Genomic DNA, 20,956 nt, shown 5'->3' with positions numbered 1-20,956 from the left:
GACCGACCCCAAACCAGACCACGGGGCTTTCGCTCTGGAGCCAGCGCCCTTAGCTTGACCCGACCAGACCCAAGATGTGCCGATTTTGCTTGTACCAAAGATCCGCATAGAGCGGACAGGTACGCAGCAGTTCATCATGCGGAGCGTTGCCCACCAACTCGCCTTTTTCCAGAACAATAATGGAATGGCAAATGGTCAACATGGAGAGGCGGTGGCTCACAATAAGCATGGTGCGCCCATGAGCGATGGCCGTGAGGTTGGCCTGAATGATTGCTTCGGATTCCGCGTCCAGTGCGCTTGTGGCTTCGTCCAGAATAAGGATCGAGGGCTGAGTCAACAATGTCCGGGCAATGGACACGCGCTGCCGCTGCCCGCCGGAGAGGTTCGAGCCGCCCTCGAACAACGGCGTGTCGTAACCGTTGGGAAGCCCCTGGATAAACTCATCAGCTCCGGCCATACGCGCGGCGAAAACAATTTCTTCAAATGTCGCGGTAGGCTTCGTGATCGCGATATTTTCCCGTATGGTGCCCTCGAACAAAAAACTCTCCTGAAGCACCACGCCGATGGAGCGCCGCATATGGGCTAGGTCAAAATCCCGCATATCCGTGCCGTCCAACGTTATGCGCCCCTGCTGCAAAGGATAAAGCCCTTGAATGAGCCGGGTGAGCGTGGACTTTCCCGAGCCGGAACGTCCCACGACACCGACGATAGAGCCGGCTGGAAAGTAAAGGGAAATGTCAGACAGAGCGGGAGGCAAGTTCGCGGCATAGCGAAATGTCACACGATCGATGCCGATGGACCCCGTAATGGGCGTCGTGAGCCCCCGGACGTTGGGAGATTGTTCCGCGGGACGGTTGAGTATAAGCCCGAGCATCCCCACCGACACGGCAACTTCTTGGTACTCATGCAGCAGGGAAACAATCTTGCAGATCGGCGACGTGATGAGATTGCTCAGCATCACAAACGCGACCAGACTACCTGCGGTCATTTCCTGCTCAATGGCTAAACGGCAACCGTACCAGATGAGGACCACACGAAGCAACGCCTGGAGAAATTCGCTGAGCCCCATGACGACAAGCGACAGCTTTCGGATGCGAAAATTTCGCGAAACGGTCTGGGCCGAGTCGGCCTCAATACGCCTAAAGCGGGTGGGCTCCAGGGCCAGCGCCTTGATGGTGCCCATGCCGCGCAGGGTTTCAACCATATAGCGATTTTTTACCGCTTCGGCATGCTGCAACTGCTGCATGGCGTATCGAAAAGTCTTCATCGTCGAAAAAAGAATCAAAGCAACAACTGAAGTCATCGCCAAGACAATGAAGGTCAGCTTCCAGGAATAGAAAAACAACACTGGCAGAACGACGACAATCATACTCAGATCGAACAGGGTCGTAAGAAGCGTCCCCGTCATGAATTGCCGAATACGCTCCTTCTGAAACATATAGCGGGTTATAAGCCCTATCGGCGTAAAATCAAAAAAATCGATAGGCAGGCGCAAAATATGGGCAAAAATGGTCTTATCAAGCCGAAGATCAATCTTACTGGTAGCAAAAAGAACGATATATCCCTTCAAATACTGCAAAATATGGTCAAAAATAGTAACCGCAACCATGGAGACAGATAAAACGATGAGCGTCGACAAGGCTTGATGCCCAACAGCCTTGTCAAATGCCAACTGCAGATAAATTGGAAGCGCAATTGCCAGAAAATTGACAAAGACCGTGGCCAATGCGACGTCGCGAAACAAGGATTTATGTCGTATGATCTCAGGTATGAACCAGTCAAGTCCGAACGGTTTATATGTATCCTTTGAGCTGTAAACTTTCTTGAGCAAGAGCATGTCGCCTTCCCAAATCTCCTCCAGTACAGCTCTGGACAGAAACTGAAACTCAAGCGTTCCAAGACTTGGATCGACCACGACGATTTCGCCGCCTTCATGCTCGCCGCGAACTCCTGACATGATGACGTATTTACCGGAACGCAATCGAGCAATGAGAGGAAAAACATTGCCTAGAAAAAAAAGCTTCTTCCATCCAAGCCGAACTTGGCGCACCTTGAAGCCAATATCCTTTCCAGCACGCCATAGCTGCTTTAGCGAAACGTCTTCACCATGAATACCATAGCGATGAGAAAGACTGTCCATTGTCAAGTCAATGCCATGATGCCTCGCCACAAGCAAAAAACACATCAAGCCTGTATTGTGACGAAACGCCTCACTACCATTGCTCATAAGAACCTCACATCAACTAACTGGCCAACAAAAGGGCAATTCCTTCGCTTTGGAAAATGGCTTGCAAAACGATGATTCCGCTTCTAGAATAAAATATCTGCGGACGCCAGCCCTTTACGCCGAACCGTTGAGGAGCAAGCATGACAGAGGATCAATTTAAAACCCCATTGGATCTTCAATACAAGACCGACCGTCACAACGAGGCGCAATCGGCCGCCCCCTCCGCACATTCTAGACTCGAAGCAGGCCCTTCAAGCCTTGTCGGCCTCCGGGGGGACAATTTGACGTTTCACACGCAAGGGGCCAGCAAAAAAGGCTACATGAACCTCCTCTGGGGTTGGGCCTGGAAAGACCTTGCCGCCGCATTTCTCGGCCTTCTGCAGATATTCCTGCCGTCAAAACGCCAATAGGCCCGCAAACAAACAGTCCTCAGACATCATAAGATCATGGCATTTACGTCTTTACACCACAAGACGGACCACAGAATCGCCCAGGGAACGCCGTTATAGAACCAAGCATTTCATCGCGAGCCAAAAGCATCAAATCGTCTCTCAAGACGATACGACCCGATGCACTCGACATCGGCGCAATGCCGACAAGATTCCCAGCATCCGCCGCGTTCACTCAATGCTCTTAGGCATTCTCCGTGAAAGGAAAATCAGCTAGACTAGCGCACCGAGCAGCGATTGCATCCGCAAATCCCGGCAACGGCCGGTATAGCCGCCGCCAAGCGGCACGCCCGGGCGTGTTCGTCCATGTCCGACGGCACGTAAACTGGCGGGGTAACGCCCAAGCCTGACACAAAAGGTCCGACCGGAGCCTCGGGGCTAGCGGAGGAAGGCGCCGGCGACCTTCACCGGCAGTATTTTGCGCCCAGCAGAATCATTGCGCCGGCAGATTCATCACAAACAGACTCAGCGATCCGTCCTCATCCCGAAAGACATTGCCCGTCAGCGTCACGGACTGCCCCTTGAACTTCTTGTGAAATGCCTCTTCCTGCTCCAGGCTCACTTCCTCGGGGGTCAACACCATGTAGCTGGTGCCGTCCTCGGTGGTGACGAGCAGGCCGTCGGTATAGTCGTCTTCAACGATGCCGGTTATCGTAACGCCGGTCTTCAGCGGTTTGCCGTCGTCATCAGCCTTGGCCGCGCCAGCCGAGCCGGCGGCCAGCACCATCAGGCAAACCAGAAGCACAGCGGCCATGAGTCCAAGGTAATATCGGTGCTGTCTCATAAAATCTCCACGCGTCCGTATCATGCGCCAAGCGGCTCGGGCCGACGCGCCATGCCCTCGCGGACTGCATGTATACCGGAACGTTCGGCCCGGCAATCGTCCCAAGCCCGCTGGAATGCCTTGCCATAATTCTTTTTTATGCAGTATGTCGGGACATGTTCCAAGATGACGAAACCCTGGCCGGGATGCTGCGTCGAAACGCCCAAGTCCGGGGCGGTGCGCCGGCCATCCTGTCCGGCGACGTGTCCGTGTCCCACGAGGCCCTGGCCGAGGCCGCCCTGCGTCTAGCCGGCGGCTTGGCCGGCCTGGGTCTGGCCCCGGGCCAACGTCTGGCCGTCTATGCCCGTAAAACGCCCCAGGCCGTCACCGCCTTCCTGGCCGCCGCCGCTGCCGGCGGCGCCTTTTTCCCCCTGGACCCCAACCAGCCGCCCGAAGTGACCCGGGCCATCCTCGACCGCCTGACCCCGGCGGTCCTGGTCGTGGCCGCCGAATACCTGCCGGCCCTGGCCGCTCTCTACCCCGAGGACGCGCCCATGCCCACGGTGGTCTGCGACGGACCGGCCCCGGCGGGCAAGCCGACCCTGGCCGAACTGGCCGCCGGCCCCATGCCCGCCGCCCTGCCCCGGGTCCAACCCGACGACCCGGTCTATTTGAACTTCACCTCCGGCACCACCGGCGCGCCCAAGGGCGCGGTGACGACCCTGGGCAACCTCCTGGCCAATACCGCGGCCGCCATTGACGCCTTCGCCCTGACCCCCGACGACGTTCACCTGTGCATGATGCCGGTTTTCGTCCACCCCCACGAGACCCTGCTGCGCCCCCTGGCTCTGGGCGGAACCATGGTCCTTTGCGACAGGGTTTCGTCCCGGGCCGTGGCCGAGGCGTGTTCCCGCCACAAGGTCACGGCGCTGATGGCCGTGGCCGCCATCTACGAAACCTTGCTGCGCCTGCCGGCCGGGGCGGACAATCCGCTTGCCGCCGTGCGTCTGGCCGAATCCGGCGGCATGCACGTGCCCTCGGCCCTGGCAGCCGGCCTTCGGGAGCGTTTTGGCGCGTCGATCCTGCCCGTCTGGGGCAGCACCGAGACCACGGGCGTGGCCCTGGCCAACCGCCCGGGCGACGCCTACGCCCCGTGCTGCCTGGGCCGGCCCGTGCCCGGCTACGACGTGGCCGTCACCCGCGAGGACGGCTCGCCCTGCGACCCGGGCGAACCCGGCGAGCTGGTAATATCGGGGCCGGGCGTCTGCCCGGGCTATTTCGGCGAGGAGCCGCGGCCGGAATTTCGCCTTTACGGCGGCCGCTTTCGCACCGGCGACGAGGTCTTTCACGACGGGGACGGACGCTTTTTCTTCGCCGGCCGCCAATCCATGCTGCTCAAGGTCGGGGGCATGAAGGTCTTTCCGGTGGAGATCGAGGAGGCCTTGCGCCAGCACCCGGACGTGGCCGAGGCCGTGGTCATTCCGGTGGCCGACGCCCTGCGCGGCGAGGCGGCCAAGGCCGTGGTCGCCCCGAAAAACGGCGCGTCCTTGAGTCCCGGCGAGCTGCGCCGTTTCCTGTCCGGCCGGCTGCACCGCCTGAAAATGCCGCGGGTCATCGAAATCCGCGACGCCCTTCCCCGCACTCCAGGAGGCAAGATCGCATGGCGCGCCCTTGTGTCGGACTCGCCCACGCCGTAATCGGCGAGGCCCCGGACAATTACACCGAGGCCGGCTTGACCGCCGTGACGGCGCTGGTCGACCGGGCCGTGGCCGTCTGCTGTGACCTGCCGGCCTTGGTCGGCGGCAAGTCGGTCTTTCTCAAGCCCAACCTCGTGCGGCCCAATCCGGCCAGCCCCCGGTCGGTGGTCACCGACGAACGGGTGATCCTGGCCATGGTCCGGCTCCTTGTCCGGGCCGGGGCGCGGTCGGTTGCCGTGGGCGACAACCCGGGCTGGGGCCTGTCCCTGCTGGAGGCCACCGCCGGTCTGTCCGGCTTCCTGCACCGCCTGGAGGCCGAAGGCGCGCAGCTGGTCGCTTTCGACGCTAAGCCGCCGGTCCCGGTCCCCAATCCCGGGGCCTTTCTCTTCGACCCCGTGCCCCTGCCCCAGGCCGTGCTTGAAGCCGAGGTCTACATCAACCTGCCCAAGATGAAGACCCACGTGCACACCCTGGTGACCCTGGGCATCAAAAACCAATACGGACTCATTCTCGACGACAACCGGATGCCGTTTCACCGCAACGACATCAACCTCAAGATCGTGGACATCCTGCGGGCCATCCGGCCCCATCTGACCGTGGTGGACGGGCTGTGGGCCGTGCAGGGCCAAGCCCCGCTGTCCGGGTCCAGCCTGCCGGACATGAACGTCGTCGTGGCCGGCGCGGACGTCTGCGCCGTGGATACGGTCTGCGCCGACCTCATGGGCATCGCCGCCAACGAGGTGGCCATGCTGCGTCTGGCCCGCCAGGAGGGCCTGGGCGAGACCGACCTGGCCGCCATCGACGTGGCCGGCGACGATCCGGACCGCTGCCGACGGCGGTTTGTCCGGCCGGTCCTGAGCTCCATGGGGGCCTATCCCGCCGTGCGGGTCATCGAGGGCGGGGCCTGCCAGGGCTGCCAATCGGCCCTGCGCCACGCCCTGGACAAACTGGCCACCGAGGACGGCTTCGCCGCCGGCACGCCCCACACCGTCTATCTCGGCGTGCCCATGCCCCAGGCCGTCAATCTGCGAAACGTGCCCGGCCAGCTCTGGTGTTTCGGAGCCTGCGCCGCGCCCCTGGCCTTTGACGTGCGCCGGCCGGGAAACGTGGCCCGCTTCGTGGCCGGCTGCCCGCCGCACATTCTCGACTTCTACAAGGCCTACAAGGCAGCGACCCGGTGACGTCTCCCGGCCGCGACGGCCAAGGCCGCCGCCCCCCTGCCTTGACAGACCACCGCCGGCATCGCACAACCCCTGGGCGCGACGTCGCGCCAAAGGACACCATGCCATGCGCGTCGCCCTGATCTCCCCCTATCCCGACATCACCGCCTACGGCCTGCGCTCCATCGCCGCCTATCTCAAGGCCCGAGGCCTGGCCGTGCGCCTGATCCTTTTGCCCGATCCCCTGGGGGACGCCCTGCTGGACGCGCCCGAGCGTTACCCGGCCCACGTCATGGCCGATCTGGTCCGGCTGTGCGCTGACTGTTCCCTGGTCGGGGTGTCGCTGATGACCAACTACGTGGACAACGCCGCCCAGATCACCCGGGCGCTGGGGGATGCCGGCGGCCCGCCCGTGGTCTGGGGCGGGGTGCATCCGACCATCCGGCCCGAGGAGTGCCTGGCCGTCGCCGACTACGTCTGCGTGGGCGACGGCGAGGAAGCCCTGGCCGATCTGGCCGAAGCCCTGGCGACCGGCAACGACGCCACGGCCATCCCCAACATCTGGACCCGGCGCGCCGACGGCTGCCTGGCCCAAAATCCGGTGCGCCCCCTGACCCAGGACCTCGACAGCCTGCCGCCGCCTGACTGGTCCCACGACGACCACCACATCTGGGACCCCGAGCATCCCCAGGACGGCATTGTGCCCTTGACCCCGGCCATGACCGAGGCGTTTTTGGCCCGGGGCACGGTGTCGCGGCTGCTCGGCCGGGTCGGCTACCAGACCATGACCGGCCGGGGCTGCCCCCATCGCTGCGCCTACTGCGTCAACGACGCGGTCAAGGCCCTGTACGGGGCCAAGGGCTATCTGCGCTGGCGCGGCACGGAGCACGTCATGGCCGAGCTGGAGACCGTGCGCCGGACACTGCCGCATATCGGCTACGTCTGGATCTCCGACGACGCCTTTTTCGCCCGGCCCCTGGAAGAAATCCGGGAATTTTGCCGCCAGTGGAAGGCCCGGGTCGGCCTGCCCTTCACCTGCCTGGGTTCGCCGGCCACCATCACCCGGGAAAAGCTCGACGCCCTGACCGACGCCGGCCTATGCTATCTGCAAATGGGCGTCCAGACCGGCTCGGCCCGCATCCAGGAACTGTTCAACCGCAAGGCCATGGGCAACGCGGTGATGTTAAAAGCCATGGCCGTCATCAACGCCTACAAGGACAAGCTCCTGCCGCCGAGCTACGACTTCATCCTGGACACGCCCTACGAGACGCTGGCCGACCGTCTGGAATCGGTGCGCTTTATCGCCCAGATCCCCAAGCCTTTCCGGCTCCAGCCCTTTTCCCTGGTGCTCTACCCCGGCACCAAGCTCCACGCCATGGCCGCCGCCGACGGATTTCTCACCGACGAGCGCCGGCAGGTCTATACCAAAAGCTACACCATGCGCCGGCCGGACTACGTCAACCTGCTGATCCTGTTGGCCAAGGGCGGCCGGATGCCCTCAAAGCTCCTGGCTTGGCTGGCTTCCGACGCCGTGGCCGTGCCCCTGTCCCAGCCGGTCATGGCCCCGGTCTGGCGGGCCGTGTTCGCCCTGGCCGAACCGGTCAAAAAGCTCCTGCGCCTGGCCCGAAGCTGGCGCGCCCGGCCGGGGGACCACGCGTGAGAATCGCCCTGGTCCAATCCTGGCTCGGCCCCGGCACGACAGACCCGGTTTTCCCCATCGGCCTGGCCTCCCTGGCCGCCAGCCTGCCGGGGCATGTCGTGGCCGCCTTTGACCCCAACGTGGCCCCTGGCGACCCCATGGCCGCCCTGGCCGGGTTCCTGCGCGACTTCGCCCCGGACCTCACCGGCGTTTCCCTGCGCAACATCGACTCCACCAACACCCGGGTCAACGTCTCCTATCTGCCGCCCTTTGGCGAAACCGTGGCCGTGGCCAGGCAGGAGACAACCGGGCCGGTGGTGGTCGGCGGGGCCGGTTTTTCCATGTTCGCCGAGGCCGTCATGGCCGGCTGGCCGGCCATCGACCACGGCGTGGCCCTGGAAGGCGAAGCCGCCTTCGCCGCCCTGGCCGCGACCCTGGAGGCCCGGGGCGACCCGGCCGCCGTGCCCTCGCTCTGGACCCGCCGGCCAGACGGCAGCCCGTTTTTCACCGGCCCCTCGGACAAGATCGATCTGGCCGACCTGCCCTCCCCGGATTTTTCCATCCTGCCCCTGGCCCCCTACGTCGCCGTGCCCTGGGGCGTGGGCGTCGAGACCAAGCGCGGCTGCGCGCTTGCCTGCGTCTACTGTCCCTACGGGTTCCTCAACGGCCGGCGCTACCGCCGCAAAGCCCCCGGGCAGGTGGCGGTCGAGGTCGTCGCCCTTCGCGACGTCCACGGCGCGCGGCGGTTCACCTTCCTCGATTCGGTCTTCAATCTGCCCGCCGACCATGCCGCCGCCGTCATGGAGGCCCTCATCGAAGCCGGTTCGCCCCTGCCCTGGTCGGCCTGGTTCGCCGAAAGGGGACTCACGCGCGATTTTCTGACCCTGGCCCGCCGGGCCGGCTGCGACACCGTGATCTTTTCGCCGGACGCCTTTAGCGATGAGGCGCTGGGTGCCCTGGGCAAGGCCTCGTCCGTGGCCGAGATCGAGGCTGCCTACGCCCTGGTGCGCGATCTGGGCTGCTTCGAGGTCAGCTACAACTTCTTCAAGAACCCGCCCGGCCAGACCGCCAAGGCGGCCCTGGCCATGCTGCGCTTTATCCTCAAGGCCCGCCGCGAGATGGGCAGGAAAGCCCACTTCGAGCTCAACAGCATCCGGGTCGAGCCCCATACCGCCCTGGCCCGCCGGGCCGTGGCCGAGGGAATTATCCCCCCGGACGCCGACTTGCTTGCGCCGGTCATGTACACCCAGCCAAAAACCGCCTGGATCGAAAAGGGCTTCGATCTGCTGCTGCGGGCCGCCGGGAAATAGCCGTGCGCGTGCGCGAAAGCTTCTCCCGTGACCTGCTGCGCCTTTTCGTCTGGTATCCCCTGCGCCTTGTCGCCGAGCGCCTGCCGCCCCGGGCGGCCGTGGCCCTCTACCGGGCCATGGGCCGGCTCCACGCCGCCCTGTCCCGGGGCCGGGCCGGGCGCATCGCTATCGCCGCCCGGGCCGTTAATCCCGCCCTTGCCGAGGCCGAGGCGGAACAAGCCGTGCTCGACGCCTTTGCCACCCACTACGTCAACCAGCTCATCGTCTTTCAATTGCCGCGCCTGACCGCCGCCAATTTCCACGAGTTGCTGGAAATCGACGGCCTCGACCGCTTGGGGCTGGCCCTGGCCCACGGCCGGGGCGCGGTCATCCCCATCGGCCACTTCGGCCCGACCCAGATGCCCCTGGCCGCCCTGGGAGCGCTGGGCTTCCCCATGGTCCAGATCGGCCACCTTTCGGACGAGGGCTTGTCGTTTGTCGGCCGCCGCGTGGCCTTCCGCCTGCGGGCGCGCTACGAAGCCCGCATCCCGGCCCGCATCGTGCCGCCCGGGCCGGGCGTGCGCCTGGCGCTCACCCACTTGCGCGCCGGGGGCGTGGTCATGACCACGGCCGACGACGGCCCGGGCCAGCCCGCCTTCGGCCATCACGCCACGGTGGAGTTCCCGGGCGGGGCGCTGTCCGTGCCCCTTGGCCCGGCCCGGCTGGCCCTGTCGGCCGGGGCGGCGCTTGTGCCGGGATTTCTCGAACCCGGACGCGACGCCCCCTTCCGTTTTGTTCTGGACGCGCCCATCATCCCGCCCCAGGGCATGGACCGCGACGCGGCCGCCCTGGCCATGACCCGGGCGTTCATGGCCCGCTACGCCGACCGGGTCGCCTCCCGGCCCGGCTGGTGGCATGGCCTGGAAACCCATCTTTTTTCTTGAAGCCCGCGCCCCCCTCGGACACAATCGCGCCCCAACGCCACCGCCAAAGCGAGCCTGCCCATGAAAAACGCCATGCTGCTGTCCGTCGTCATCCCGGCCTACAACGAGGAAGGCAACATCACCGCCACCATTGACGGCATCCGCGCCGTGCTGCGCCGCGAAGGCGTTCCCTACGAACTGGTGCTGGTCAACGACAACAGCGCCGACGCCACCGGCGCGGTTCTCGACGCCCTGGCCGAGGCTGACCCGGGCGTGGTGGTCGTCCACCGCGAGCCGCCGCGTGGCTTCGGCCGGGCCGTGCGCGCCGGCCTGGAACGGGCCAGCGGCGACGTCATTGTCATCTGCATGGCCGACCTGTCCGATGACCCCGAAGACATCATCAAATACTACCGCAAGATCGAGGAAGGCTACGACTGCGTCTTCGGCTCGCGGTTCATGCGCGGCTCGCGCTGCGTCAATTACCCGAAGCTCAAGCTCTTCGTAAACCGCCTTGTCAACAAGATGATGCAGATCATGTTCTGGACGCGCTTCAACGACTTGACCAACTCCTTCAAAGCCTATCGCTCCTACGTCATCCGCGACATCATGCCGCTCAAGGCCTGCCACTTCAACATCACCATCGAACTGTCGCTCAATACGCTTATTCGCGGCTACGCCATCGCCATGGTGCCCATCTCCTGGCAGGGCCGCACCTGGGGCAGCTCCAACCTGCACCTGACCGAAATGGGCCGGCGCTACCTCAGCACCCTGCTGCGGGCCTGGTTTGAAAAGAATCTGATCCTCGACGACCTCATGGCCGAATCCATGGCCCACCGCACCCGGCTGGCCGAAAAAGCCGCCGGCCTCGAAGGCCGCGTCGCCTCCCTGGAACGCCGGCTGGCCGCCGTCGAGGCCAGGGTGGGAGACTGAGCAAGGGCAAGAGCAAGAGGAAGATGCCTCCGGCGGCCGGGGGCCTGAGGCCCCCGGACCCCCCATAGGGGATATAAAGGACGCGACATGGCCGATATTTTGGTTGTAAACGCCCCATTTTTGCCCAAATTCTCCCGGCCCCAGCGCTCCCCGGCCGTGACCAAGAGCGGCACGCTCTATTTCCCGCTGTTTTTGGCCCAGGCCGTGGCCGTGCTCGAAGCCGACGACTTCGAGGTCGTCTTCGTGGACGCCCCGGCCGCCGGCCTGGACCTCGACGCCGTCGTGGCCCGGGCCAAGGCCGAAACGCCGTTTTTAGCCGTGCTGGACACCTCCACCCCGAGCATCGACGCCGACATCAAGGCCGCCGCCGCCCTGAAAAAAGCCCTGCCCGGACTGACCACCGTGCTGGTCGGCCCCCATGCCACGGCCCTGGCCGGCAAGGTGCTCCAGGACGGACGCGGGGCCGTGGACGCCGTGGCCCGGCGCGAGTACGAGGCCACCGTCCTGGAACTGGCCCGGCTCCTGGCCGCCGGACCGGCCACACCGCAGCGCCTGGCCACCGTGGACGGCCTGTCGTTTCTGGGGGCAGGGGGCGTCGTCGTCCACAACCCGGACCGGCCGTTTATCGAGGACCTCGACGCCCTGCCGCCCGTGGCCCCGGTCTACGCCCGCCACCTCGACATCCGGCACTATTTCAATCCCAACGCCAAGCCGCCCATGGTCACCCTGGCCACCTCGCGCGGCTGCCCGTTTCGCTGCTCCTTTTGCCTGCACCCCCAAACCCTCACCGGCCGCACCGCCCGCTGCCGCTCCATCGACAAGGTGCTGGACGAAGTCGCCTGGTGCCTGGACCACTTCCCGGGCCTTCGCACCATCTTTTTCGAGGACGATACCCTGACCGCCGACAAGGTCCGCTGCCGGGCCTTTTGCCAGGCCATCATCCGCCGGGGGCTGGTGTTCGAGTGGACGGCCAACGCCCGGGCCGATCTGGACCCGGACCTCATGGGCCTGATGCGCCGGGCCGGCTGCCGGCAACTCTGCGTGGGCTTCGAATCCGCCGACCCCACGGCCCTGTCGGCTATGAAAAAAGGCCTGGGCGCCGAGCGCATGCGGTGCTTCCGGGCCGACGCCGCCGCCGCCGGCATAAAAATCCACGGCTGCTTCATTTTCGGTTTCCCCGGCGACACCAGGGAGTCCATCCTGGCCACTATCGACTTCGCCCTGGACCTCAATCCGGAAACCGCCCAGTTCTACCCGGTCATGGTCTATCCCGGCACCGAGGCCTTCGCCGACTACGAGGCGCGCGGATTTATCGCCGCCGGCCGCTGGCGCGACTGGCTCACCCCCGAAGGCCTGCACGGCTGCGTGGTGCGCAACGAGTCGCTGTATCCGGCCGAGATCGTGCGGCTGTGCGACCTGGCCCGCAAACGGTTCTACCTGCGGCCGCAATTTCTTATCCGCCGTGCCCTGGCCGCCTTGGCAAGCCCCGGCGAAATGGCCCGGACCCTGCGGGCCGGCCGGGTATTCTTGAAGCACCTGCTGCGCGGCTCCAAGGTGTAAGGGGAGTGGCATGCCCCGCCTGACCGTCGTCATCCCGGCCTACAACGCCGCCGCCACCCTGGGCGACGCCCTGGACGCCCTGGCTGCCCAGACCATGCCCCGGTCGGCGTTTTCCGTCATCGTGGTCGACGACGGCTCCACCGACGCCACCGCAGCCATGGCCCGGGCCAGGGGCGTGGCCGTCATTTCCCAGCCAAACGCCGGGCCGGCCGCCGCCCGAAACGCCGGAGCCGCCGCCGCGCCGCCGGACAGCGACATCCTTGTTTTCACCGACGCCGACTGCGCCCCGGCCCCGGATTTCCTGGCCCGCCTCACCGCCCCCCTGGACGATGGGGCCGTTGCCGGCGTCCAGGGTGCCTACCGCACCCGCCAGACGTCGCTTGTCGCCCGGTTTGCCCAGATCGAGTTCGAGGACCGCTACGCCTATGTCGCCAGGCGTCCGGCCATCGACCTCGTGGCCACCTACGCCGCCGCCTACCGCCGCGCGGTGTTTGATGCGGCCGGCGGCTTCGACACGTCCTTCCGGGCGGCCGACAACGAGGACACCGAGCTGTCCTACCGGCTGGCCGCCGCCGGCCACCGGCTGGTCTTCGCCCCGGACGCCATCGTTTATCATCGCCATCCGGCCACCCTGGGCCGCTACTTGACCATCAAGGCCAGCCGGGCCTTTTGGCGGCTTCGCGCCTGCCGGGAACACCCCGAAAAGCTCGTGCGCGACGGCTACACCCCGCCGGTCATCCGCCTCCAGACCATCCTGGCCGGGCTGTTCGCCCTGGCCACGGTCCTGGCCCCGTTCTCCCGGCCGGCCGGCCTGTTCGCCCTGGTTGCCCTGACCGCGCTGCTGGGCAGCGCCCTGCCCTTTGCCCGCTTCGCCGCCCGGCGCGACAGGGCCGTGGCCCGTCTGGCCCCGATGTTCGTCACGCTGCGCTCCCTGGCCTTTGCCGCCGGCCTGGCCCGGGGGCTGGCCGACCGCGTGCTGTCCCGGACAGCCTGCCGCCCGCCGCATGGGACAACCCCAAAACGGGTGGGCCTTGATCTCCACACCATTTCCGGCATCCGCCAGGGGTCGCGCACCTACATCGAAGCCCTGGCCGCCCGGCTGCCCCAGGCCGCCCCGGACCTCGACTTCGTCTTCTACGCCACCCGGGATGGCCTGGACGCGGCCCGGACCCTGGCCGGAGACGCCCCCAACGTCACGGTGCGCGAGATCCCCGCCGGCCGTCTGGCCCGGCTGATCGCCCCCTTCCCCTGGCGGCTTCGCCGGGAAGTCGACGTCTTCCACTGCCAGTACCTCGCGCCGCTCACCCCCACGGTCCCCTGCGTGGTCAGCCTCCACGACATCCTGCACGAAGCCATGCCCGAGCATTTCCCCAAGGGGCTTTCCCGCCTCATGCGGCTGCTCTATCCCCTGGGCGCCCGCCGGGCGGCCAGGGTGCTGACGCTGTCGGCCTATTGCCGCGACGAGATCGTCGCCCGCTACCGCGTGCCGGCCACGCGCGTGGCCTACGCCTTTCCCGGGGTGGACCCGGCCTTCGCCCCGGTGACGGACCCGGCCGCCCTGGCTGACATGCGCGCCCGCCTGGGGCTGCCGGGTGGTCCCTACATCCTTTTTTTGGGGCGCATGGAGCCGCGAAAAAACGTGCCTGGGCTGGCGGCGGCCTATGCCCTGCTGCGTCGGCGGCTGGGGGCGCAAGCGCCCACGTTGGTCATCGCCGGGCCGGACGACGGGCTTTTCGCCGCCTTCGGCCAGAAGCTGCGCGAAGCGGGAACGGGGGAAGGCATTGTCTTTTGCGGCGGCGTGGCCCAGGCGGAGCTGCCGGCCTTGCTGTCCGGGGCGGCGGTCTTTGCCTATCCGAGCTTTGGCGAGGGATTCGGGCTGCCGGTGGTCGAGGCCATGGCCTGCGGCGCGCCGGTGGTGGCAAGCCTGGCCCCGGCCGTGCCCGAGGCGGCCGGCGGCGCGGCGCTTTTGGTCGATCCGTCCGACCCGCAGGCCCTGGCCGAGGCCCTTTATCGGGTGCTGGCCGAGCCGGAACTGGCCGCGGAACTGCGGGCCAAGGGTCTGGCCCGGGCAAAACGGCTTGATTGGAACGACACGGCGGCCATGGCCGTGGCCGCCTACCGGCGGGCCTTGGCCTGATGTGGCGGTCGGCGGCGATCAGCCGGCCGCATCCACCGCCCGGCTGCCGGCCATGGCCTGCCCCAGGGCACGCCCCAGCTCGGCCATGTCCACGGGCTTGACCAGATAGGCGTCCACGCCCGCCTCCAGGGCGGCGCAACGGTCCTCGGCCAGTGCGTGGGCGGTCAGGGCCACCACGGGCATGGTCCGGGCGGCCGGCCCGGCCTCGCCTCGCCGCATGGCCCGCACAGCCGAAAGCCCGTCCAGCTCGGGCATGCGCATGTCCATGAGCACGCAATCAAACGTGCCCTCGGCCAGGGCCGTGAGCGCTTGGCGGCCGTTTTCGACCAGTTGGGGCCGGCAGCCCAACTTTTGCAGCATCACCCGGATGGTCAGGCGGTTGACGGCCTCGTCCTCGGCCACCAGCACCCGCTTGCCGGCCAAGGAGGCTGGCTCGCGGATCGGGCGCGCCGGCGCCGCCTCGGGCAAGGCAAAAGGCAGGGTGACACGCACCTCGGTGCCCCGGCCCACTTCGCTGGCCAGCATGATCTCCCCGCCCATTTCCTCGGCCAGGCCCTTGGCGATGCAAAGCCCCAGTCCGGCCCCGCCAAAAATCCCGCCCCCGTGGGGCCGGGCCTGGGCAAAGGGTTCGAACAGCCCCGGCAACCGCTCCCGGGGGATGCCGATACCGGTGTCGGAGAGGCCAAAACGCAGCTGCAGCGGTTCGCTGGCGGGCACGGTTTCCACGGACAGGACCACTTGGCCCTCGGCAGTGAATTTGACCGCGTTGCCGGCCAGGGCGAAAAGAATCTGGCGCAGCCGGGCCGCGTCGCCGCGAAGATGCCGTGGCACGTCCGGAGCCACCCGCTGCACGAACTGCAAGCCCTTGATGTGGGCTTCATAGGCCAGGGAGGCGGCCACCGGGGCGATGACCGCGTCGAGGTCGAAATCCTCTTCGGCCAGACGCACCCGACCGCCCTGGATGTTCGTCACCTCCAAAAGGTCGGAGAGAATCCGCAAAAGCCCCCGGGCCGATTCCATGGCCGTATCCAGGTAGTCGGCCACCTCCGGGCCGGGACAAGCCGATTGGGCCAGCTGCAACATCCCCATGATGCCGTTTAAGGGCGTGCGCAGTTCATGGCTCATGTGGGCCAGGAAGGCGGATTTGATGGCTTCGGCCGCCTCGGCCTTGGCCAGGGCGTCGGCCCGCTGTTTTTCCAGGCCCTGGCGGGCGGAAATATCGCGAAACATCACCTGGATCGTGCCGGCCTGTCTGTCCAGCAGCCCGAAGGACACGGCCACGGGCAGATACGTGCCGTCGGCCCGGCGGTAGCGCCGGTCCATGTGGCGCGGCCGGCCGTCCAGGGCCGCTCGGTGGTTGGCGCGCAGGGGGGCTGCGGCCTGGTCGTCTGGATGCACAATATCGGCCATGCTGGCCCCAACCAGTCTGTCCCGGTCATAACCGAGCAGGGCAAGGGCCATGGGGTTGGTCTCAAGGATGCGGCCGGTCGCGTCGCCGACCAGGATGCCCATGGCCGATTGTTCGAAGAAAAGCCGCCAGTATCGCGCATCGTCCGACCTGTCGGCGCGGGGCGCGTCCATGGGGCCGCCGGGGGCTTGAAATGGTTGTTCCGGGCTGGTCATGGCGGCGTCACCGATCCGGGGCGTTTGGGGTCTGCGCGTCTGTCATTGGCCGGTCGGCCAAGCCGTATTGGCCGGCAGCATAACATGAGGGGACGGCCGTTTGGCAAGAGCCGTCCAACGCCCCCGCCAGAAGACAGCGACGTCTTTTTGGGATAGGGAAAGCCAATGGGAAACCCTCTGCGAGCCGCCATCGCCGCCATGACGCTTCTGGCCTGCGCCTTTTCAGCCGCCCTGGCCGGGCCGGCGCCGGCGCAGACTGCCGCGCCGGCGGTGCTGCTGCTCAGTTCCTACCACCACGGCGACCCCTGGTCGGACCGGATCGTGGCCGGTTTTCTCCAGCGTCTGCCCACCGCCAAAGCCCGGGTGTTCGTGGAGCACCTCGACGCCAGGCGCTTTCCCGAAACCGAGGACCGCGGCGATCTCACCGACTATCTGGCCGCCAAATACGCCCATGTGCCCATTGCGGTCCTCGTCTCCTGCGACGACGCCGCCCTCAATTTCTGGCTGGCCCGACGCGAAACGCTCTTTCCCGGCCGGCCCATCGTCTTTTGCGGGGTCAACGACTTCACCCCGGCCCGCCTCTCCGGCCAGACCAACATCACGGGCGTGGGCGAGTCGCCGGACGTGGTGGGCACCCTGGAGCTGGCCCTGGCCCTGGTCCCGACAGCCCACACCGTGCTGGCCCTGACCGCCGACGACGCCGCTTCGTCCCGGGCCAATATCGACCGGTTCCGCCGGGCGGCCCGGGCTCTGGAAGGCCGGATGCGGCCGGTGGAGCTGCAAAACGTCAGCCTGGAGGCGGCGAAAAAGGCCCTGGCCGCCGCGCCCCGCGACGCCGTGGCCGTGCGTTTGGCTCCCCTGAAAAGCGAATCAGGCGCTGCGCCGCTCATGGGCGAGGATCTGGCCGCCTTGGCCGCCGTATCCCAGGTCCCCCTGTTTTGCCTGTGGGACTTCGATTTGGGCCTTGGCGCGGTGGGCGGCCGGGTGCTGCGCGGCCAGGACCAGGGCCGGGCCGCCGCCGCCCTGGTGGAACAGGTGCTGGCCGGCAAAGCCCCGGCCGACATCCGGGTGACCGACGTGCCGGCCGAAACGGTTCTGGACCAGACCGTCATGACCCGGCTTGGCCTGCCGGTGGACCGCGCGCCCCCAAACACCGTCTTCGAAAACGCGCCGGCGTCCTTGTATGAACGCCACAAAGGTCTTTTTTGGGCCGGCGGCGCGGCCCTGGTCATTTCGTTGCCCGGAGCCCTGGCCCTGCTCATCCTCCTGGCCGGACGACGGCGGGCCGAAACCCGGCTGGCCGAAAGCGAACGCCGCTACCGGGAACTGGTGGAATCGGCCAACTCCCTGATCCTGCGCTTCGACGCCGGGGGCCGGCTGGTTTTCGTCAACGAGTACGCCGAACGGCTCCTGGGCTACAGCCGGGCCGAAATGCTCTCGGGCAAGGCCGTGTTCTGGCCCTCGGCTCCGCCCGATCTCACGAGCCTCCTGGCCCGGGCCATGGCCGCGCCCCATTCCCTGGCCGGAGCGGGCAACGAAAACGAAGTGGCGGCCAAGGACGGCCGACGGGTCTATCTGCAATGGGATAACCAGCCGCTTTTCGGGCCCGACGGCCGTCCCGAGGGCTGGCTGGCCGTGGGCGCGGACATCACGGCCAGACGTCTGGCCGAGGAGGCCTTGGCCGCCCGGGCTCTGGCCGAGGAGGAGCTGGCCCTTTTCGGCCGGGAACTGCTGGCCGGCGGCGACGACGCCGTGGATCGGGCCCTGGTGCGGCTTCTCAGCGCCTTTTCCGTGGGCCGGGCCATATGGTTCGACAATGTCGAGGATTCGCGCCTGGGACTGTGCTGTCGGCTGGCCGCCGAGGCCTGCGCGGCCGGACTCGCCCCACGCCGGGACGCCCCGGAAGCGGCCCTGGTGTCTTACAGCATCGACGGCTTCCACTGGGCCGACCGCATGGCCGCCGGAGAGATCGTCACCGGCCTGGACACGGATTTTCCCGAAGACCTCCAGGAAATCCTGCGGCTGTTTGAAGCCAGGGCGTTGTTGGCCGCGCCGGTGACCCGAGATGGCTTCTGGACAGGATTTCTGGTCATCGCCGACGTGCGCGAGCCGCGCCGATTCACCCGCCAGGAACATTCCCTGCTGTCCACGGCGGCCAGCCTGCTGTCGGTCTATCTGGCGAGGCGCTAGTGTCGCGCCCGCGAAAAGCGCATATGGTGTTTTGTAGTCAACAAGCTAAAACCATTTTTTTTCTTAAAAAATACTCTCGTATTTTTTAAGGGACGCGGCACTAGCCCTTACGCCCGGCCACGGTGGGATCGTGGCGCAGGGTGCGCCGCACAAACGCGGCGATGCGGCCGAAATCGCCGCGCGACAGCGCCGTCGCCCCCTTGGCCATGAGCCTGGCCACCTCGCCCAGGGCGTAGCCGAGCTTGTACACGGCCGGCGGCACATGGCGCGAACACCAGGCGACCGTGCCCGGGCGCAGCAAAAAGGCGTAGCCCCCGGCCGGAATGCGCTGGAAGGTGAGCAGGTAGAGCATAAAGGCGGCATAGCTGCGCTGGGGCCGCAGGTAAAACGGCCGGCGGTAGATTTCCGTTTCCTCGTGATGGATGCGGCCCTCGGCCTTGGCCCGACGGTAGAGTTCGGTTTCCGGGAAATAGACGAGACTGGCGATGGCCAGGCCAAAGGGCTTGGGCAGCCGGGCCAACAGCCGCACCGTGGCCAGCAGGTCCTCTTCCGTTTCCCAGGGCGCGTCGATGATGACGTGATAGTCCGGGGGGAGCAGCTTGTCCCGCCGGGAATGCAGCAAATTGGCCCCGGCCAGAACCGCGTCGTCGTCCTCGGGCCGGCGAAAGATCTCGCGCATCCGGGGGCTGCCGGTCTGGATGCCCATTTCCACGTAGCACAGCCCGGCCTCAATGAGCACGTCGAGCTTCTCGGCGTCCAGGGTCGTTGGCGAGGCCTGGCAGTACAGCGGCAACCCGATGTCGGCCTTGTAGGCCGCCGCGAACTCCCGCAGCCAGTCCAGACGGCGGGAGAAAAAAGTGTCGTCAAAAAGCTGGATGGCCTCGATGAAGGGATAGCGGGCAATGATCCCGCGCAGCTCGGCCATGACGTGGGGCACGCCGCGATGGCGGAAATAGGGCACCCCGCCGCCCCGGAAAAGGGCCTTGACCGTGGGTACGTTGCAATAGGCGCAGCCATGCGGGCAGCCCCGGTCGGTCATGGTGCGATAGGCCGTGACCAGCCGGCCGTCCCAGTGGGGCAGGCGCGGCAGCGCCAGGCGCAAAGCCTCGGCGTCAAGGGGCACGATGCGGCCGCGCTCCGGAGCCATGACGAACTGGTCCTGGCCGGAAAAATCGAAAAAGGGCAAGGCGTCCAGGTCCGGGGCCAGGGGGGCCAGGCCGTTGTCGACCACCGCCCTGTCGCGCAGGGTCCAGACCCCGGGGATGGCGTCGGCCGGCCGGCCGGTTGCCAGTTCCCGGGCCAGTCGGTCAAGCGCCGCCTCGCCCTCGCCCCGGCAGACGAAATCGGCGTGGTCGAGCGCTTCCTCGGGCCGCACCGTGGCGTGGACGCCGCCCCAGACGACCGGAATGCCCAGGCGCTCCCGCACAGCCGCCGTCAGCTGCACGGCCCGGTCGAAATAGTTGGTGAAAAACGACACCCCGACCACGTCGGCCCCGGCGGCCAGCTCCAGGGCCTGGTCGATCACCGTGTCGGCGTAGCGGTAGACGTAGGAGCCGTCCTCCTGGGACAGGCCGATGCTGCCCGGAAACAGCACCAGCCGGACGTCGTGGCCGGCGGCCTTGAGGCTGGCTTGCAGGCTGCGCACGCCAAAAGCCGACAGGTCCGGCGGCGTGGGGGAAAAAAGCACGATCCGGGCCATGGTCAACCGCCCATTTCCAAGATTTTGCCGTCAATGGCGGCGGTCAGGGCGTCAAAGCCCTCCTGGGCCAGCACCACCATGATGTCGCCCGTGACCTGGAAGCGCTCCAGCACGAAATGGGCCCGCACATAGAGGGTCACGGTCTGGCAGGCGTCGGCCACGGCCAGAAGCGGCTCCAGGCTCTTGGCCGTGGACAGGGGCTGGTAGGTGACGTGCAGGCCCAGCATGGTGCCCATGGCCCCGAGCACGCCGACCAGGATGACGTTGCCCACCTCGCGCAGGGTGTCCTCGCGCATGTCTTCCGAGGGTTCGTCGATGCCCATGGCGGCGGTGAGCCCGGTGACGAGCTTGGCCGCGTCGCCGTAGGCAAAGGCCAGGGCGGTCATGCCCATCATGGGGCCGACAAAGGGCAGAAACACGCCCTCGCACACGGCCGGGCAACGGCCGGCGGCGGCGGCGGTCAGGGTCGGGCGGTTCATGACGCGTATTTCCGGGGCCGAAAGCGCCACATGGCTTTCGCACATGCGGTTAAGCGCCTCGGCCGCCCGGCCAAGGCCGATGTTGACGCACTCGGCGAGAATATCCATGCGGGCTTCGAGACTAATTTCCTGCGACATCAACCGGGTTCCTCCTGTCCAACGCCTTCATCATAGCCCGAGGCGAGGGACTT

The 20,956-nt window shown here is 66.7% G+C and carries 15 protein-coding genes; 10 read left to right on the top strand and 5 right to left on the bottom strand.

Translation table 11 applies throughout. The features are described from left to right. Positions 1–49: 49 nt before the first annotated feature. Complete coding sequence (locus tag DMR_RS01350) at positions 50–2,227, bottom strand: peptidase domain-containing ABC transporter (RefSeq protein WP_012749883.1); 2,178 nt, start codon at positions 2,225–2,227, stop codon at positions 50–52. Between the two features lie 140 nt (positions 2,228–2,367). Between DMR_RS01350 and DMR_RS01345 the strand changes: the two genes are divergently transcribed. Further along, positions 2,368–2,637 carry a hypothetical protein gene (locus DMR_RS01345; protein ID WP_043599821.1) on the top strand — a complete coding sequence of 90 codons (270 nt, stop codon included), beginning with the start codon at positions 2,368–2,370 and terminating at the stop codon, positions 2,635–2,637. A 472-nt stretch (positions 2,638–3,109) separates the two neighbouring features. Here the strand turns inward: DMR_RS01345 and DMR_RS01340 are convergent, their stop codons facing one another. After that, positions 3,110–3,460: a hypothetical protein gene (locus tag DMR_RS01340; protein WP_012749882.1), complete on the bottom strand. Its 351-nt coding sequence runs from the start codon at positions 3,458–3,460 to the stop codon at positions 3,110–3,112. Between the two features lie 155 nt (positions 3,461–3,615). Between DMR_RS01340 and DMR_RS01335 the strand changes: the two genes are divergently transcribed. The 8 genes from DMR_RS01335 (at position 3,616) to DMR_RS01300 (ending at position 14,774) form a co-directional block, all read left to right on the top strand. Beyond that, positions 3,616–5,136: a class I adenylate-forming enzyme family protein gene (locus DMR_RS01335; protein ID WP_012749881.1), complete on the top strand. Its 1,521-nt coding sequence runs from the start codon at positions 3,616–3,618 to the stop codon at positions 5,134–5,136. After that, complete coding sequence (locus DMR_RS01330) at positions 5,100–6,317, top strand: DUF362 domain-containing protein (RefSeq protein ID WP_012749880.1); 1,218 nt, start codon at positions 5,100–5,102, stop codon at positions 6,315–6,317. The genes DMR_RS01335 and DMR_RS01330 overlap by 37 nt, the downstream gene beginning before the upstream one ends. Before the next feature lie 106 nt (positions 6,318–6,423). Further along, entirely contained in the window at positions 6,424–7,956 is a 1,533-nt protein-coding gene (locus DMR_RS01325) for a B12-binding domain-containing radical SAM protein (protein ID WP_012749879.1), read from the top strand. Next, entirely contained in the window at positions 7,953–9,245 is a 1,293-nt protein-coding gene (locus DMR_RS01320; RefSeq protein WP_012749878.1) for a B12-binding domain-containing radical SAM protein, read from the top strand. The genes DMR_RS01325 and DMR_RS01320 overlap by 4 nt, the downstream gene beginning before the upstream one ends. A gap of 2 nt (positions 9,246–9,247) precedes the next feature. Then, positions 9,248–10,168 carry a hypothetical protein gene (locus DMR_RS01315; protein WP_012749877.1) on the top strand — a complete coding sequence of 307 codons (921 nt, stop codon included), beginning with the start codon at positions 9,248–9,250 and terminating at the stop codon, positions 10,166–10,168. Between the two features lie 60 nt (positions 10,169–10,228). After that, positions 10,229–11,077, top strand: a complete 849-nt coding sequence (locus tag DMR_RS01310; protein WP_012749876.1) for a glycosyltransferase family 2 protein — start codon at positions 10,229–10,231, stop codon at positions 11,075–11,077. 87 nt (positions 11,078–11,164) lie between these two features. Then, a complete protein-coding gene (locus DMR_RS01305) occupies positions 11,165–12,637 on the top strand; it encodes a B12-binding domain-containing radical SAM protein (protein ID WP_012749875.1) in 1,473 nt (490 codons plus the stop codon). Positions 12,638–12,647: 10 nt separating this feature from the next. Beyond that, on the top strand, positions 12,648–14,774 hold the full coding sequence (locus DMR_RS01300) for a glycosyltransferase (protein WP_012749874.1): 2,127 nt from the start codon (positions 12,648–12,650) through the stop codon (positions 14,772–14,774). Positions 14,775–14,792: 18 nt separating this feature from the next. On the opposite strand, the gene DMR_RS01295 is transcribed toward DMR_RS01300, so the two are convergent. Continuing rightward, entirely contained in the window at positions 14,793–16,355 is a 1,563-nt protein-coding gene (locus tag DMR_RS01295; RefSeq protein ID WP_232502860.1) for a response regulator, read from the bottom strand. 207 nt (positions 16,356–16,562) lie between these two features. On the opposite strand from DMR_RS01295, the gene DMR_RS01290 reads away from it, so the two are divergent. Beyond that, entirely contained in the window at positions 16,563–18,587 is a 2,025-nt protein-coding gene (locus DMR_RS01290) for an ABC transporter substrate binding protein (RefSeq protein ID WP_012749872.1), read from the top strand. 100 nt (positions 18,588–18,687) lie between these two features. Here the strand turns inward: DMR_RS01290 and DMR_RS01285 are convergent, their stop codons facing one another. Next, positions 18,688–20,286: a B12-binding domain-containing radical SAM protein gene (locus DMR_RS01285; RefSeq protein ID WP_012749871.1), complete on the bottom strand. Its 1,599-nt coding sequence runs from the start codon at positions 20,284–20,286 to the stop codon at positions 18,688–18,690. A 2-nt stretch (positions 20,287–20,288) separates the two neighbouring features. Continuing rightward, positions 20,289–20,903 carry a hypothetical protein gene (locus tag DMR_RS01280; RefSeq protein ID WP_012749870.1) on the bottom strand — a complete coding sequence of 205 codons (615 nt, stop codon included), beginning with the start codon at positions 20,901–20,903 and terminating at the stop codon, positions 20,289–20,291. Between the last annotated feature and the right edge of the window lie 53 nt (positions 20,904–20,956).

It is taken from the genome of Solidesulfovibrio magneticus RS-1 (genome assembly GCF_000010665.1).
Taxonomy (GTDB): domain Bacteria; phylum Desulfobacterota; class Desulfovibrionia; order Desulfovibrionales; family Desulfovibrionaceae; genus Solidesulfovibrio; species Solidesulfovibrio magneticus.
Note: the sequence above shows the minus strand (reverse complement) of the source record. Positions and strands in the feature narration are given on the sequence as shown.